Raw genomic sequence first — 15,151 nt, 5'->3', positions numbered from 1 at the left:
ACATGTCGATCGCTGAAGAACCCATCACACTCGACGAGCCGACGATCTCCGGCCGCTCGCTGTGGCAGGACGCGCTGGTGCGCCTCAGGCGCAACAAGGCGGCGATGACGAGCCTGTTCATTCTCGTCGTCATGGCAGCCGCCTCCATTGTCGGGCCTCTCGTGTGGCCGCATCCTTATGACCGCGTCTATTCGGAATATGTGCGCGTGCCGGCGAGCCTTGAAGCTTACCCGCATGAAGAGCGCATCGTGCCGGAGATGGAACGCTCGCTTGCCCGCGCCCGTGTCGACGTCGCCTCCGTCGAGGTCGAAGGCGACAAAGTGCGCGCCGAGATCACCGATGAGGACGAAGTCGATCCGCGCATCACGCGCTATGTCGACCGCTCCGACCTCTTCTCCAACGCCCAGATCACGGAGACGTCGGCCAATGGCCGTTCCGCGGTGCTCGAAGCCGACGTCGCGCGGCTTTATTTCATTGCTGGCACCGACGGCAACGGGCGCGATCTCCTGGCGCGTATCTTCATGGCGATCCGCATCTCGCTCGCCATCGGACTTCTGGCGACGGTTGTCGCCCTGGTGATCGGGGTCGCCTACGGCGCCACCGCCGGATATCTGGGCGGGCGCGTCGACAACGTCATGATGCGCCTCGTCGATGTGCTCTATTCGCTGCCCTTCATCTTCTTCGTCATCCTGCTCGTGGTCTTCTTCGGGCGCAATTTCGTGCTGATGTTCATCGCAGTCGGCGCCATCGAATGGCTCGACATGGCGCGTATCGTGCGTGGTCAGACGCTGAGCCTGAAACGACGTGAATTCGTCGAGGCGGCGGAGGCGTTGGGCGTCTCCAACGCAGGTATCGTGCGCCGCCACATCATCCCGAACGTTTTGGGTCCGGTCGCCGTCTACATGACGCTCCTGGTGCCGAAGGTGATCCTCCTGGAGAGTTTCCTCTCCTTCCTCGGTCTCGGCGTCCAGGAGCCTCTGACAAGCCTCGGCGTGCTCATTTCCGAAGGCGCCAAGAACATGCAAGGGGCAAGCTGGCTCCTCATTTATCCCTCGATCGCGCTTGCCCTCATCCTGTTTTCGCTGAACTTCATTGGCGATGGCCTGCGCGACGCGCTCGATCCAAAGGACCGCTGACATGAGCACCAATGAAAACGTGCTGTCCGTCCGCGATCTCAAGGTGAGCTTCAAGCTCGCCGACGGTCAGGTCGATGCCGTGCGCGGCGTCAATTTCGATGTCGCCTCTGGCGAAACCGTCGCCATCGTCGGCGAATCCGGCTCCGGCAAGAGCCAGACCGTCATGTCGCTGATGGGGCTTCTGGCCTCAAACGGCCGGGCCAGTGGCGAGGCGCTCTATCGCGGCGAGGACCTTCTGCGCCTCTCCCCGCGCCGGCTCAACCGCATCCGCGGCGACAAGATCACCATGATCTTCCAGGAGCCGATGTCTTCGCTCGACCCGCTCTATCGGATCGGCCGGCAGATCGCCGAACCGATGATCCATCACGGAGGGCTGAGCGCCAAGGCGGCGCGGGCAAAAGCGCTCGAACTTCTGAAACTCGTGCGCATTCCGAATGCCGAACGCCGTCTCGACGCCTATCCGCATGAAATGTCCGGCGGCCAGCGCCAGCGCGTCATGATCGCCATGGCACTCGCCAACGATCCCGACATCCTCATCGCAGACGAACCGACGACCGCCCTCGACGTAACGATCCAGGCGGAAATCCTCAGGCTTCTGAAGGATCTTCAGGATCGTCTCGGCATGGCGATCGTTTTCATCACCCACGATCTCGGCATCGTTCGCCGCTTCGCCGACCGCGTCTATGTCATGCGCGCAGGCGAAGTGGTGGAACAGGGCGCCGTCAGCGAGATCTTCGTACGTCCGCAGCACCCCTATACGAAAATGCTCCTCGCCGCAGAGCCGGAGGGACACAAAGAGCCGGTCCCCGATACCGCCCCCGTGCTCCTTCAGGGGCGCGGCGTCTCCGTCTCCTTTAAGATCAAGGAAGGCCTCTTCGGCAAGAATTCCTTCGAATTGAAAGCCGTCGACAACCTGTCTTTGACCTTGAGGCAGGGGCAGACGATCGGCATCGTCGGCGAATCGGGCTCCGGCAAATCGACGCTCGGGCGCGCGCTGTTGCGCCTCATTTCAAGCCGCGGCGACATCATTTTCGAAGGTCAGGATCTGACCGGCGCGGATCTTCGCCGTGATCGACCTTTGCGCCGACAATTGCAGATCGTCTTCCAGGACCCTTACGGTTCGCTGTCGCCGCGCCTCACGGTCGGCCAGATCATCACCGAAGGGCTTCTCGTCCACGAGCCGGAGCTCGGCCGCAAAGAACGCGACCGCCGCGCCGTGGAGGCGCTCAAGGAAGTGCAGCTCGATCCGGCGATGCGCAACCGCTATCCACACGAATTCTCCGGCGGCCAGCGGCAGAGGATCGCGATCGCCCGCGCCATGATCTTGAAGCCGAAAGTGCTCGTCCTCGATGAGCCGACCTCGGCGCTCGATCGCTCGGTGCAGAAGGAGATCGTCGACCTGTTGCGCAAATTGCAGCGCGAGCACAACCTCTCCTATCTCTTCATCAGCCACGATCTCTCGGTGGTGCGGGCGCTTGCCGATACCGTCATCGTCATGAAGGAAGGCAAGGTCGTGGAAGAAGGGCTGACGGAAGACGTCTTCGCCCGCCCGAAGAAGGACTACACCAAAGAGCTGATGGCCGCGGCTTTCATGAGCCAGGAAGCCCGCAGAGAGGCGGAACAGGCAGCCGCTGCAACGCAAGAGGCGGAGGCGTCCTAAGCCTCCCCCACCCCTGGTTCCGTGAGTGATATTTGCGCGCGGCGTCTCAGGCGTCGCGCGCCTGCTCCACGGCAAGCCCGTAGCCGGACATGAGCTCGCCCGCTTCGGCAATCTCTTCTTGAGAGAGAAGCACCGGGCCGCCGATCAGAAGTGCCTGATAGTAGTGCCGGGCGAGCGCTTCGAGCTCGACGGCAAGCCACATCGCCCGCTCCAGATCGGCGCCGATCGCGATCATGCCGTGATTGGCGAGAAGGCAGCCTTTTCGGCCCTGAAGAGCTTCGAGCGCGACCTCGGACAATTCCTTAGAGCCGAATTTGCGATAGGGGGCGCAGCGGATCTCCGCCCCGCCGAAGGCGGTCACCATGTAGTGGCAGGCCGGGATCTCGCGCCGCGCGATCGCGAGCGTGGTCGCATAGGGTGCATGCGTGTGCACGGTGGCGCCGATCTCCGGCCGTGCCTTGGCAATGTCGAGATGAAACCGCCACTCGCTCGACGGCTTATTCGGCCCCTCAAAGGCGCCGTATTCGCCATTAAGAGGCAGGGCCGCGATCATCTCCGGCTCCAGCTCGTCATAGGGAATGCCGCTCGGCGTGATCAACAGCCGGTCTTTGTAGCGTGCCGAAATATTGCCGGCCGTGCCCTGATTGAGGCCGCTTGCATTCATCTCGCGACAGGCGGCGATGATCGCCTTCCTCAGCGCTTTCTCTGTCTTGCTCATCTCCCACCTCCGATCCGGTGGCTAGCACGGACACGCATGCCCCGCCATGCGGCGCGCAGGGATGCGCCCTGCATCTGCGCCTCATTGACAGGCCGGCGCGGCGCTCCGACCATGTTCGGTGTATTCTGCAGGAGGACGAGATGCAGGTCGATGGCACGCCCTATCGCACCATCTGGCTGGGTGACGACGGTGAGACCGTCGAGATCATCGACCAGACGAAGCTGCCGCATCGTTTCGAGATCGCACGCCTTGAGACGATGGAGGACGCGGCAACCGCCATCAAGGACATGCTGGTGCGCGGCGCCCCCCTGATCGGGGCCACCGCCGCCTACGGCATGGCGCTCGCGGCCCGCAGCGATCCCTCCAACCATGCACTCTCCACCGCCTACAACCAACTTCATGCGACCCGCCCGACGGCCATCAATCTCCGCTGGGCGCTCGACGAGATGATGCAGGCCCTGTCGCCGCTATCGCCGAGCGAGCGACCGGCGCGCGCCTACGAGCGTGCCGCCGAAATCGCCGACGAGGATGTCGAGATCAACCGCGGTATCGGTCGCGCCGGTCTTCCCATCATCGAGGCGATCTGCGCGGGCAAGCGGCCGGGCGAGACGGTCAACATCCTCACCCATTGCAATGCCGGCTGGCTGGCGACCGTCGATTGGGGCACGGCGACGGCGCCGATTTATATGGCGCATGAGGCGGGCATTCCCGTCCATGTCTGGGTCGACGAGACGCGGCCCCGCAACCAGGGCGCCTCACTGACCGCCTGGGAACTCGGCCATCACGGCGTGCCGCATACGGTGATTGCCGACAACACCGGCGGCCATCTCATGCAGCATGGGCTGGTCGACATGGTGATCGTCGGCACCGACCGCACGACGGCTTCGGGCGACGTCTGCAACAAGATCGGCACCTATTTGAAAGCGCTCGCCGCGCGCGACAATGCCGTGCCGTTTTATGTCGGCCTGCCCTCGCCGACGATCGATTTTCGCGTCCATGACGGCGTCAAAGAAATCCCGATCGAAGAACGCTCCGGCGACGAAGTGGCGAAAATCACCGGGCGCACGGCGGCGGGCGAAATCGAAACCGTCACCATCATCCCGGACGGCTCACCGGTTGCCAATTACGCCTTCGACGTGACACCCGCCCGCCTCGTCACCGGCCTCGTGACCGAACGCGGCGTCATCGAGCCGACAGCCGAGGCGATCGCCGCAGCGTTCCCGGAAAGAGTGCGGGTGGCGGCTTGAGCGGCGATCCCACCGTCAACCCGCATTCAGCCGCGATACGGCGACCAACCAGCGGCGGATTTCGGCTGTGGTTTCCTCGCTGAAGCCTTGAGCAAGTTCCGCCTCCACCGCCTGCACGCGCGAACGGCACGCTTGCAGTAGGTCGTGCCCAGATGGGGTCAGGTCGATCCGCAGAATCCTGCGGTGCACCTCGTGCGGCCGGCGCTGGATATGTCCGGCGCGCTCCAGGTTCGCCACGATCACATTCGTCGTCTGGGGCGTAAGGAGGGCCATACGCGCGATGTCGGCGTTGGACTGGCCCGGATACGCCTTCACCATCGTCATCACCGCAAATTGTGGCGGCGTGACCTCAAGGTCGGCCAAGGCGCGATCCATGCGCAAGCGATGAGCCGCAGCGGCCTGTCGCAGCAGATAGCCAAGATATCCGTCCTCACCGCGTTTGCCTTCACCAGTCTCGGGCAATTTCGCTTGATCGGCACTCTTGCTCATTATCAGTACCCTGATATATTATCAGAGCTATGATAATTAAGATCCGGGCGAGACGAAAGGGTGTGCGGTATGGCGGGAAAGGTTTTTGTGGCGGGAGCAAGCGGCGCGGTCGGGCGCCGACTGGTTCCGATGCTCATAGCTCAAGGTTGGCGGGTCGTTGGTCTGACACGCCATAAAGAGAAATGTGCAGAGCTTGCAGCACTTGGGGCTGAGCCTGTCGTCGGCGACGTGTTCGACGCGGCATGCCTCGAAGAAGCCGTTACGCACGCAAGGCCCGACATCGTCATCCATCAACTGACCGACCTTCCGCCCGGCATCGATCCGGCGGAGATGGAAGAGGCGACCGCACGAAATGCCCGGATCCGCGACGAGGGCACGCGCAATCTCGTCGCCGCCGCGACGGCGGGACACGTTCAGCGCTTCATCGCGCAAAGCGTTGCCTTCGCCTACGCAGATGGACCTTTGCCTCACCGGGAGGGCGATGCGCTTGCGATCGAGGCATCAGGCCGGGCGGGCATTTCCGCGCGCGGCGTGGCAAGTTTGGAAAGGCAGGTCCTCACGAGTCCGTTCGAAGGTGTGATCCTACGCTACGGGCGGCTTTACGGCCCCGGAACCGGCATCGCCAAAGCGGCCGGGGCAGCGCCCGTGCATGTCGACGCGGCGGCATATGCTGCTCTTCTCGCCGCCGATCGGGGCGAAGCAGGCATCTACAACATCGCCGAGGACGACGGCACGGTTCTCAGCGAGAAGGCGAGGCATAACCTCGCCTGGTCCGCCGACTTGCGTATGGGGGAAACCCCGATATGAGCTTGATGCTTCGGTCCCATGACCGCCCCTTGGAGCGTTCCACGTCGCCCGGTCGGAGTTGGACCGTGGGTATCCTCCTCGCTGCCGCTGCTGCGGCCTCCCTCTACCCCCCGCCCCAGTTTCGCTTTCACCAGATGAACGAGATGAGCAACACGGCCGAGCCCGGCGCATCGGCGCGCCCCAAGACTTCCACGAGGATCGTGGCATGCACGTCTTTGCCAGACGTCGAAGGCAAGTCGATCACGACGGCGTTCGTGCATTTCCCGCCAAACGCCTTCACACCCGAGCATCAACATCCCGGCTCGGTCACGGCCTATGTTCTTGACGGCACCATTCGTTCCCGACTGGCCGGAGAAAGCACCGGCACCTACGCCGCCGGCGAGACTTGGTTCGAGCCTCCAGGTGCCATCCATCTTTTTGCGGAGAACGCCAGCTCGACCAAAACAGCGGATCTCTTGGCGATCTTCATTGCGGATGACAATTGCGGTCCACTGACCATTTTCAGGTAGCCGTCTTTAGACGTGGAAGGGACGGAAGAGCCACTTACCACATGCAAAATCAGCGCATCCGGCGCCTCTCGACGAGGCAATGCAAGCACCGCCGGTCGGCCTGCTCGCGCCTTTTTCGACAATCAGCCCTACCCCCCAAGCTTCGGCTCCCAACCATTCAGTCGCTCGGCCTGGCCGCAGACGGCCTCGATCGAGCCATAGGCGCCCGTATTCACCATCATGTCGCGCGCGAGCCGCAGGCAGCGGGCCTCCGCGGTGGCCCGCACGCGCTCGTCGGTGATCTTTTCCAGATCGATGTTGTGGGCGAGCCCAAGAATGCGGCGGATGATCTTGGCGGCAGCAAAGCCGAGCGTGTCGGCGAAAAGCCGGTCGAGATAGGCTTCGCGTTCTGCCGCGAGCCGCTTCTGGCCCGCCTCGGAGGCGAACAGCGGCGCGGGATAGGCGTCGCCTGTCCCGTTCTCCTCCCAGAGTTTTTTGAACTTCGCGCGAAAGCCGTTCCAGAAATCGGTGGTCGCCTGAAGCACCCAGGCACGATAATCGTCGCGCCCGCCCGGCGCGCTCTCGTGGCCCACCTGCGAGAAATAGGCGATCAGAAGGTTCGCGATCACCGCACCGGTATCGAAGCCCATCGGCCCCATGAAAGCGAATTCCGGATCGATGACGCGGGTCTCCTGCGGCGTCAGCATTACGGAGCCGGTGTGGAGATCGCCATGCAGCATCGCCTCCGCATCGCACATGAACTTCACCTTGAGGCGGGAGACCGCGACCTTGAGGTCGCCGTCGTCGCGGATCGAGGCGGCAAGCGGATCGAGATAGGGCGCCGTCCAGCGGTTGCGCTCCGCCACCATATAGGGCTCGGTGAAAATCAGATCCTCGGTGATCTTGCAGAGCTCGGTGTTGCCAGCAAAGGCCGCCACCATCGCCTTCTTCTCTGCGGCCTTGAGCGCGAGATCGGAGGTGAAGAAGAGCGTATTGGCGGCGAAAGTGGAGAGATCGTCGGCGAATTTCGGATAGACCGTGCCGGCGATCATGCCGTGCCGCATGATGATATGCGGCTCCAGAAGCTCCATGGCGATGAGCGCCAGCGTCTCGTCGTAATGGTAGATCTCCGGAACGAGGCCGCGCGCATGCCGCGCTTCGTGGCTGAGGGCCATATGTTCAAAATGCGCGCGTTCGAGCGGCAGCGGCCAGCCTTCGCCGACGAGACGGAGATAGGGCAGCGCCTGTTTGACCGCGACACCCATCGCCGGCCCGCGAACCTTGAAAACGAGATTGAGATTGCCGTCACCGACCTCTTCGATCGTCCAGGCAGCGGGATCTCCGCCGAGCCGGTCACGCACGGCGGAAATCTCGGCGAGATAGCCCCGAAGGCTTTCCGGATCATGGGCGCGATAGCCCGGCGGGACTTGCAAGGGTGCGGTCATCTCATCCTCCCCGCCCCCGTGCGGCGGGGGCTCGACCTCATGTCAGGAGATGCAACGCCCTTGCGGCACGTCCCGCAAGACCGCGCGTTGCCTCAGGCGGCGAAGCGTGCGCCGCGCGCCAGGCCATCATGGAGATCGAGGCAGCGACCGAACCAGTCGGCAACGGCATCGTCGGGATCGATCGGCAACCCGCCATGGATGACGGCCAGCCACATCAGCGTTCCGAATGGGATATAATCGACAAAGCCCGGCTGCTCGCCCGCGAGCCAGGGATGGAATTCCAGCGTCCGGCGGAGCGGCGCCAGCGCCTTATCGAGTTCGGGGCTGACGAGCCCGACATCCTGCTGCGCTTCTTCGAGAGGCAGGCCGAGCCGGCTTTCTCGGCTTTCGCGGAAGTACGCCTGATCGGCATCGTCGAGCTGATCGTGGATATCCTTCACGATCATGCGCAGGATCGGCGGATGCAGCGTGGCGAATGTGGCGCTTTCCATGAAACGCGCTGCCGCGATCCCATCCGCGGCGGCAAAAAGCGGCGCCCGGTCCGGATAGGCATGTTCCAGATGGACCGCGATCTCGAAGGAATCGCGCACCCGCACGCCATGGTCGTCGAGCACGGGCACCGTGCGCACCACGTCGGGCTCGATCGCCGCGACGCCGAGAAACGGCGTCGGCACGGTCTCGAATTCAAGGCCTTTATGGGCGAGTGCCATTTTCGCGCGCCAGCAATACGGGCTGAAGCGCAGATTGCGGTCTCGCCCGCACAGATCGAAAAGCCTTCGCGTCATTGTTCTCCCCTCGAAAACCGGCGCGTTGGAAAGCCGGCGAAGGTTAACGTCGTTCCGATTTTCTAGGAAGACGGACGCAACGCCGCGAGGAAGCGGCGACACGCGGCGGGGTTACTTCGAGGGCATTACTGCGACGGCGTGAACGAGATCACGGCAAAGCAGATGGAGAGAAGCGCCGCCAGCCAGACGATCGAGACGTAGCGCTCGATGATCCTGCGACCTTCGACCGTGATGCCGCGCATGCCGCCGGCGGTAACGCGCTGGGCGATATGAGCGACAGTCAAAACGACCACGAAGAGGATCTTCACGTAAAACCAGGCGCTCACCTCCCGCTCCGTCATGCCGTAATGGCTCCACAGAAGCAGAACGCCGGTGAGCCAGACGAAGGCGAGAACCATGGTGGTGAAATTGCCGAGCGTGCGTCGGGCAAGGGCCAGTGCCCGCCCGCCTTCACCTTCGCGGCCGGCGCTGGCGCGCAGCATAACGTAATGGGAGACAGCCATGCCGGTGACCATCGCCATCATGATCAGATGCGCCATGCGCAGAATTTCATACATGTTGGGCTGCGTCCTCTTCCTCGCGCGCCTCTTTTCGGCGTTCCCCATCCGCAGGCTCATCGTCGAGGAGAATGCGGGCGGCTGCACCGTCGAGGTCGTCGTATTGTCCGCTCTTTAGAGACCATAGAAACGCGGCAAGGCCAAGCGCGCCCAGAAACAACGCCGCTGGAATGAGAATGACGAGGATGGTCACGCCGCGGCTTCCCGACCGGTATCGGCGAGCACATTGCGCGGTTGCGGCTTTGCGGCCGCACGCTTGCCAGCACCGAAAGACAGGCGGAGCGCATTGGCCGTGACCAGGATGGACGAACTCGACATGGCGACCGCGGCAATCAACGGGGTCGCAAGCCCGGCGAGCGCCACCGGCACGGCAATCGCATTGTAGGCGAGCGCGATCCCAAAATTCTCCAGGATGATACGCCTCGACCGGCGCGCGACGACGATGCCTTCGGCGACCGGCGAGAGAGCTCCGGACGAGAGGACGAAATCGGCCGCGACCTGCGAAATATCGGACCCGGTCGCAGGAGAAATCGAAGCCGACGCAGCCGCGAGCGCCGGCGCATCGTTGATGCCGTCGCCGACCATCAGCACATGCCGGCCCTCCGCCTGCAGACGCTCCACTTCGGCGACCTTGTCGGCGGGCGTCACCCCACCCTTCCATTCGGCAATGCCAAGGCCGCGAGCGGCTGCCGCGACCGCCTCCGGCCGATCGCCTGAGAGAAGATGCACACCGAAGCCCATCCCCTTGAGACGGGCTACGAGCGGGGCTGCATCGGGCCGCAACCGATCGACGAAGCGGAAGGGCTTCGGAGCCGCATCCGGGATCTCGAGCCAGATTTCCGAAAAAGCACCGCGGTTTTCGACCGGCGCAGTCTCCGCAACCCATTCCCGTCGCCCCAGACGCACGCGACGGCCTTCGAAGCGCGCTTCCATGCCCGCACCCGGCTCCTCGCGCACAGCCTCAACGGAAAGAGGCGTGACCCCGCGGTCTTGAGCCGCCGCGGCAAGGGCCTTGGCGAGCGGATGGCGGCTCTTGCTGGCGAGGGCAGCGGCCAGCGCCCAGCTCCTGTCGTCCACCTCCGGCTCCTCGGCCAAACGGGGATCCCCGCCGGTCAAGGTGCCGGTTTTGTCGAAGACAACGGTATCGACGCCGGCAAGGCGTTCGAGCGCAGCACCGTCCTTGACGATGATGCCTTCCCTCAAAAGTCGCCCGCTCGCCACGATCTGGGTTGCGGGAACGGCAAGGCCGAGCGCGCAGGGACACGTGATGATGAGAACGGCAATGGCGATCATCAGGGAATCGTGCCAGCCGATGCCGACGAGAAGCCAGCCGAAGAAGGCGAGAGCGGCAAGGATGTGGACGGCAGGCGCGTAGATGCGCGCAGCACGGTCGGCGAGCCCGACAAAACGGCCGCGTCCCGCTTCTGCCCCTTCCATCAGTCGAATGATGTCGGCAAGGAGGCTGTCGCCCGCCCCCTTCTCCACCTTGAGGCGGATAGGGCCGGTGACGTTGAGTGTGCCGGCGAAGACGGCGCTCCCGTCGCTGACCGCTTCGGGCAAGGGCTCGCCCGTCAACGGCGATTTGTCGACGTCGCTCCAGCCGGAAATGACGGTCCCGTCGAGCGGCACACGCTCCCCGGCCGCCACTTCCACGACATCTCCGGGCTTGACCGTCCCCGCCCGCACCAGGGTGATACGGCCATCCTCGCCGACGAGCCGCGCACTGTCGGCCGACAGAGACAACAGCCGCGTCGCCGCGGCCCGCGCCACGCCACGCATGCGGAAATCGAGCACCCGGCCGATCAGGAGAAAGAAAAGCAGCGTGATCGACGCATCGAACCAGGCATGCGGTGCGCCGATGATGGTCTCGTGCAGGCTCATCAACGCCGCCAGCACGACCGCGAGCGAGATCGGCACGTCCATATTGAGACTGCGGGCAGAAAGCGCCCGCGCCGCAGAGCGGAAGAAGGGCCGCCCGGCATAGGCGATCGCCGGCAGCGCGATCATCGCCGAAATCCAGTGAAAGAGATTGCGCGTCGCTTCGTCGGCACCGGACCAGACGGAAACGGACAAGAGCATGACATTGCCGGCGGCAAATCCGGCAACGGCGAGTGAGCGCAACAGCTCCGCGCCCGCCTCCTCGTCGGCGACATTGTTGAACACGGCCGGATCGACGGGCCTTGCTGCATAACCGGCGGCCCGGACGGCCGCGATCAGCTCTTCTGGCTCTGCCGTCTGCGGATCGAAACCGACGACCGCCTTGTGGGCCGTCAGATTGGCGCGCGCCCGCGAAACGCCCGCAACCGAGTGGAGGGCTTTCTCCACCTTCGACAGGCAGCCGGCACAATGCATGTCCGGCACGATCAGCGTGAGCTCGGTGGCGCCATCTTTTGCTTCGCGCAGGAAAGCCGGATCGACGTGATCATCAACAGGGTCGGGTTGCGATCGGGCAAGCTCGATCGCGGCAAGCGAGGCGCCTTCCCCGCAGCAGCTCATGAGGCTGGTCCGCTCGCAACCATCACCGGCTCGGTCGTGCGAAAGACGAGATCCTCGCCCGAGCGAACCTTGAGTTCCACCATCCAGCGCCCCGGGCCCAAGGGCTCGTCGGCGCGATAGCCGTCAGCGACCTGCTGCAGGTTCACAAGGCGATCCTCGTTCCAGTCCGACGCGCGCCCGATGATGGCGGAGACATCGAGACCTGTGATCCGCGACCCGCTTTTGTCGCGCAGATCGACGGTCAGAATACCGTCGCTCGTATCGAACTTCGCATCCCAGCCGCGCGCGTCCTGCGCCCGGCTCGCCTCCAGCCATTTGTTGTAGTTCTGGCTCGCGACGTAAGAATTCTCGACGACGAGCCCCGGAAAGGTCGACGTCGCGAAGAAGGCCATCGTGAAATTCACGATGATGATGGTGCCGAAAAACAGCGAGATGATGCCGAAGAAATGCCAGCCGTTGAGGGGATTATCCTCATTCGGCCAGAAAGCAGTCATCACCCGTCTCATGGCGTCGGCCCATGGAATTGCGAGTCAGCCGAAGAACTTTGACCCGTCTCGGGGTCCGTGACAACGAAATCGAAACTCTGCGACCCGTGAGCGCCTTCCGGCATCACCACGAAGACGCGCAGGTCGCGCACGCGGTCCGGCTGCACTTCGATGATCAGGTTCCGGCTCTTTTCCTCTTCGGCGCCGGCGTACCACATCTCCGCCCCGGGCAGCCCGTCGAGCGTCACCGAGAAGGTCTTGAGCTCCGGCAGCATGTTGAGAAGCTTCACCGTATAGGTGTTGCGCACAGAACCGTCAGAAAGCGTCACGAAGAGCGGATTGCGCTCGTGCAGAACATTGATGTCGAGACGGTCGCGCATGGCGAGCGTGACGAGCATGGCAACGCCGATGAGCGACCACAAGGTGAAGTAGATCATCGTGCGCGGACGCACGATATGGGACACAGAAAAGCGACGCTGCTCTTCCTTCGCCACTTCGCGGCCCTTGCTCGTCGCGGCGGCGGCATGCACCTGGTAATCCTGCAGGGTCGAATAGGAAATGAGCCCGCGCGGCTGGTTCACCTTGTCCATGATGTTGTTGCAGGCATCGATGCACAAAGCGCAGGTGATGCATTCCAGCTGCTGACCGTCGCGAATGTCGATACCCATCGGGCAGACTGCGACGCAGGCGTTGCAATCCACGCAATCGCCGGTATCGAGCCCCTGCTGTTCGCTCTTCTTGCGGTGGCGCGAGCGCGGCTCGCCACGCCAGTCATTGTAGGTGACGATGAGCGAATCTTCGTCGAGCATGGCGCCCTGGATGCGCGGCCACGGGCACATATAGGTGCACACCTGCTCGCGCATAAAGCCGGCGAAGACATAGGTCGTGAAAGTCAGAACCGCGATCGTCACATAGGCGGCGGGCGGCGCCTTCAGCATCACGAGATCAACGGCGAGCCCCGGAGCGTCGGCAAAATAAAACACCCAGGCACCGCCGGTCGCGATCGCGATGAGGAGCCAGATCGCATGAACGGTGGCGATCTTGCGGATCTTGGCGAAGCCCCAGGGCGCCTTGTCGAGGCGCATCTGGGCGTTTCGGTCGCCGATGATCCGCCGTTCGACCGCCATGTAGAGGTCGGTCCACACCGTCTGAGGACAGGTGTAGCCACACCAGGCACGCCCCACGACCGACGTGATCAGGAAGAGGCCGAGGCCCGCCATGATGAGCAAGCCCGCCACATAGTAGAATTCCTGCGGCCAGATTTCGATCGAGAAGAAATAGAAGCGGCGGCTGGCGAGATCGACGAGCACCGCCTGGTCGGGCGCGTTCGGCCCCCGGTCCCAGCGAATCCATGGCGTCACCCAGTAAATACCAAGGGTGACGAACATGATCAGCCACTTCAGCCGCCGGAAGGCACCGGAGACTTTCTGAGGGAAAATTTTGAGACGCGCCGCATAAAGCGACCGTTCGTTTCGGCTATTGACCGGATCGGCCTCGACCTGGTCGACAACCCCGCCCCCCGCGTAGGTGTCCTGATTCATCTTGGCCATGTAAATTCCATTGCTGCCGCGACAGCATGCGTCGTGGATAGCTTGGAAACGGTCTAATCCGTTTGACCCAAGTCAATCCAGGCTGCCGGAGCGGACTGAGCGCATTCGCCGCATGCGACAATAGACGGCTGAGACGCCAAAGCGACACGCGACGCAGCCATGCGCACATTCCGGCCGGTTCAACCCAGCAGATCGTGATTACGACAAGACCTGGATGCCAGAAAGTCGCGCCTGCGTCGATGACGAATAGACCGGCAAACCGTCCCGTTCGAAGGATCATATCAGGGAACCGCGATATAAAGAAACGGGCAGCCACCGGCCGCCCGTTTCAAACACTTCAGATGGTGCAGGCCCCTCAGTTGGAGGCGGTCGCTTCCACGTTCTGACCGCCGCCCAGCGACCACACATAAAGCGCCAGCTGCTTGATGGTGACTTCATCGAGGCGGCCGGACCAGGCCGGCATGACGCCGTGCTTGGGATTGTTCACCTGCGATTCGATCTGCTCGAGATCGGGACTGTAGAGCCACACCTGATCGTTGAGCGCGGGCGCTCCCAGCATGTGCTGGCCTTGCCCGTTTTCGCCATGACAGACAGCGCAATTGTCGGCGAAGACCTGTGCGCCCTCTTGGGCGAGAGCATCGTCGTGCTCGAGCCCGGACAGCGAGCGGACGTAATTGGCCACCTGTTCGATCTGGCTTGAATCGAGAAGCCCGTCTCGCCCGAAGGCCGGCATCTCGGAGATCCGGGTTTCATCGTCCTGTTCGTAGCGGACGCCGTGCTGGAGCGTGGTGTGGATATCCTCTAACGTTCCGCCCCAGATCCAGGCATCATCGTTGAGGTTCGGATAGCCATAGCCGCCCTCGGCACCGGAGCCGTGGCACTGCACGCAATTGACCTTGAACGCCGATTCACCGCCGCGGAAGGCAACCTGCATCAGCTCGTTGTTGGTGCGGATCTCTTCCAGAGGCGTGTCACGGATCTGGTTCATCACCGCCTGGCGGCTTTGCTCCACTGCGGTCAGCTCACGCGCAATCGCTGAGCGAGAATGCCAGCCGAGAAGGCCGTCGGTGCCGCTTTTGATCAGCGGGATCGCCGGATAGAGCACGACATAGACAAGGGCGAAGATCGTGCAGCCGTAGAAGATGTAGAGCCACCACTGCGGCAAAGGATTGTTGAGTTCCTTGATCCCGTCCCATTCGTGACCGGTCGTTTCCGTTCCGGTGACCTTGTCGATCTCGACGCCATGGCCTCGCGGCTCGTTCGAAGCGCCATCTTTGTTGGTGGCCAT

Annotated in this window: 15 protein-coding genes; 5 read left to right on the top strand and 10 right to left on the bottom strand. The window is 63.3% G+C overall.

From position 1 onward, the window contains the following. Nucleotides 1-2: 2 nt before the first annotated feature. Both J2R99_RS10405 and J2R99_RS10400 read left to right on the top strand, forming a co-directional pair. Nucleotides 3-1,136 carry an ABC transporter permease gene (locus J2R99_RS10405; RefSeq protein ID WP_307154419.1) on the top strand — a complete coding sequence of 378 codons (1,134 nt, stop codon included), beginning with the start codon at nt 3-5 and terminating at the stop codon, nt 1,134-1,136. A 1-nt stretch (nt 1,137) separates the two neighbouring features. Then, nucleotides 1,138-2,796, top strand: coding sequence for an ABC transporter ATP-binding protein (locus J2R99_RS10400; RefSeq protein WP_307154418.1), 1,659 nt, complete (start codon nt 1,138-1,140; stop codon nt 2,794-2,796). A gap of 46 nt (nt 2,797-2,842) precedes the next feature. On the opposite strand, the gene J2R99_RS10395 is transcribed toward J2R99_RS10400, so the two are convergent. Further along, the gene (locus J2R99_RS10395; RefSeq protein ID WP_307154417.1) at nt 2,843-3,514 is read right to left on the bottom strand and encodes a class II aldolase/adducin family protein; all 672 of its coding nucleotides are present in this window, start codon (nt 3,512-3,514) and stop codon (nt 2,843-2,845) included. Nucleotides 3,515-3,654: 140 nt separating this feature from the next. Between J2R99_RS10395 and mtnA the strand changes: the two genes are divergently transcribed. Continuing rightward, nucleotides 3,655-4,761, top strand: a complete 1,107-nt coding sequence (mtnA, locus tag J2R99_RS10390; RefSeq protein WP_307154416.1) for an S-methyl-5-thioribose-1-phosphate isomerase — start codon at nt 3,655-3,657, stop codon at nt 4,759-4,761. A 15-nt stretch (nt 4,762-4,776) separates the two neighbouring features. Here mtnA and J2R99_RS10385 read toward each other — a convergent pair whose 3' ends face one another. Next, nucleotides 4,777-5,250 (bottom strand): MarR family winged helix-turn-helix transcriptional regulator, encoded by a 474-nt coding sequence (locus tag J2R99_RS10385; protein ID WP_307154415.1) that lies wholly within the window; start codon nt 5,248-5,250, stop codon nt 4,777-4,779. A gap of 69 nt (nt 5,251-5,319) precedes the next feature. Here J2R99_RS10385 and J2R99_RS10380 point away from each other — a divergent pair, with 69 nt between their 5' ends. Next, nucleotides 5,320-6,057: an NAD-dependent epimerase/dehydratase family protein gene (locus J2R99_RS10380; protein WP_307154414.1), complete on the top strand. Its 738-nt coding sequence runs from the start codon at nt 5,320-5,322 to the stop codon at nt 6,055-6,057. A 143-nt stretch (nt 6,058-6,200) separates the two neighbouring features. After that, nucleotides 6,201-6,566, top strand: coding sequence for a cupin domain-containing protein (locus J2R99_RS10375; RefSeq protein WP_307154413.1), 366 nt, complete (start codon nt 6,201-6,203; stop codon nt 6,564-6,566). Nucleotides 6,567-6,694: 128 nt separating this feature from the next. Here J2R99_RS10375 and mtnK read toward each other — a convergent pair whose 3' ends face one another. From mtnK to ccoP, 8 genes are all read right to left on the bottom strand, one after another. Further along, nucleotides 6,695-7,990, bottom strand: coding sequence for an S-methyl-5-thioribose kinase (gene mtnK / locus J2R99_RS10370; protein ID WP_307154412.1), 1,296 nt, complete (start codon nt 7,988-7,990; stop codon nt 6,695-6,697). A gap of 92 nt (nt 7,991-8,082) precedes the next feature. Beyond that, nucleotides 8,083-8,775 (bottom strand): glutathione S-transferase N-terminal domain-containing protein, encoded by a 693-nt coding sequence (locus J2R99_RS10365; protein ID WP_307154411.1) that lies wholly within the window; start codon nt 8,773-8,775, stop codon nt 8,083-8,085. Between the two features lie 125 nt (nt 8,776-8,900). Continuing rightward, nucleotides 8,901-9,332, bottom strand: coding sequence for a hypothetical protein (locus J2R99_RS10360; protein ID WP_307154410.1), 432 nt, complete (start codon nt 9,330-9,332; stop codon nt 8,901-8,903). After that, nucleotides 9,325-9,525 carry a cbb3-type cytochrome oxidase assembly protein CcoS gene (gene ccoS, locus J2R99_RS10355; RefSeq protein WP_307154409.1) on the bottom strand — a complete coding sequence of 67 codons (201 nt, stop codon included), beginning with the start codon at nt 9,523-9,525 and terminating at the stop codon, nt 9,325-9,327. Before ccoS ends, J2R99_RS10360 begins: the two co-directional genes overlap by 8 nt. Continuing rightward, complete coding sequence (locus J2R99_RS10350; RefSeq protein WP_307154408.1) at nt 9,522-11,828, bottom strand: heavy metal translocating P-type ATPase; 2,307 nt, start codon at nt 11,826-11,828, stop codon at nt 9,522-9,524. Before J2R99_RS10350 ends, ccoS begins: the two co-directional genes overlap by 4 nt. Beyond that, complete coding sequence (locus J2R99_RS10345) at nt 11,825-12,322, bottom strand: FixH family protein (RefSeq protein ID WP_307154407.1); 498 nt, start codon at nt 12,320-12,322, stop codon at nt 11,825-11,827. The genes J2R99_RS10350 and J2R99_RS10345 overlap by 4 nt, the downstream gene beginning before the upstream one ends. Nucleotides 12,323-12,330: 8 nt before the next feature. Then, a complete protein-coding gene (gene ccoG / locus J2R99_RS10340; RefSeq protein ID WP_307154406.1) occupies nt 12,331-13,863 on the bottom strand; it encodes a cytochrome c oxidase accessory protein CcoG in 1,533 nt (510 codons plus the stop codon). A 355-nt stretch (nt 13,864-14,218) separates the two neighbouring features. After that, nucleotides 14,219-15,151, bottom strand: coding sequence for a cytochrome-c oxidase, cbb3-type subunit III (ccoP, locus tag J2R99_RS10335; protein WP_307154405.1), 933 nt, complete (start codon nt 15,149-15,151; stop codon nt 14,219-14,221).

The sequence above is a fragment of the Rhodopseudomonas julia genome (assembly GCF_030813515.1).
Classification (GTDB): Bacteria; Pseudomonadota; Alphaproteobacteria; order Rhizobiales; family Afifellaceae; genus Afifella; species Afifella julia.
Note: the sequence above shows the minus strand (reverse complement) of the source record. Positions and strands in the feature narration are given on the sequence as shown.

Bases quoted from the DNA above. Each gene is read 5' to 3' on its own strand.
- J2R99_RS10380 (WP_307154414.1), top strand. From the start codon at position 5,320: ATGGCGGGAAAGGTTTTTGTGGCGGGAGCAAGCGGCGCGGTCGGGCGC.
- J2R99_RS10360 (WP_307154410.1), bottom strand. From the start codon at position 9,332: ATGTATGAAATTCTGCGCATGGCGCATCTGATCATGATGGCGATGGTC.
- J2R99_RS10400 (WP_307154418.1), top strand. From the start codon at position 1,138: ATGAGCACCAATGAAAACGTGCTGTCCGTCCGCGATCTCAAGGTGAGC.
- J2R99_RS10375 (WP_307154413.1), top strand. From the start codon at position 6,201: ATGAGCAACACGGCCGAGCCCGGCGCATCGGCGCGCCCCAAGACTTCC.
- J2R99_RS10350 (WP_307154408.1), bottom strand. From the start codon at position 11,828: ATGAGCTGCTGCGGGGAAGGCGCCTCGCTTGCCGCGATCGAGCTTGCC.
- J2R99_RS10405 (WP_307154419.1), top strand. From the start codon at position 3: ATGTCGATCGCTGAAGAACCCATCACACTCGACGAGCCGACGATCTCC.
- ccoP (WP_307154405.1), bottom strand. From the start codon at position 15,151: ATGGCCACCAACAAAGATGGCGCTTCGAACGAGCCGCGAGGCCATGGC.
- J2R99_RS10395 (WP_307154417.1), bottom strand. From the start codon at position 3,514: ATGAGCAAGACAGAGAAAGCGCTGAGGAAGGCGATCATCGCCGCCTGT.
- mtnA (WP_307154416.1), top strand. From the start codon at position 3,655: ATGCAGGTCGATGGCACGCCCTATCGCACCATCTGGCTGGGTGACGAC.
- ccoG (WP_307154406.1), bottom strand. From the start codon at position 13,863: ATGGCCAAGATGAATCAGGACACCTACGCGGGGGGCGGGGTTGTCGAC.
- mtnK (WP_307154412.1), bottom strand. From the start codon at position 7,990: ATGACCGCACCCTTGCAAGTCCCGCCGGGCTATCGCGCCCATGATCCG.
- J2R99_RS10365 (WP_307154411.1), bottom strand. From the start codon at position 8,775: ATGACGCGAAGGCTTTTCGATCTGTGCGGGCGAGACCGCAATCTGCGC.
- J2R99_RS10345 (WP_307154407.1), bottom strand. From the start codon at position 12,322: ATGACTGCTTTCTGGCCGAATGAGGATAATCCCCTCAACGGCTGGCAT.
- J2R99_RS10385 (WP_307154415.1), bottom strand. From the start codon at position 5,250: ATGAGCAAGAGTGCCGATCAAGCGAAATTGCCCGAGACTGGTGAAGGC.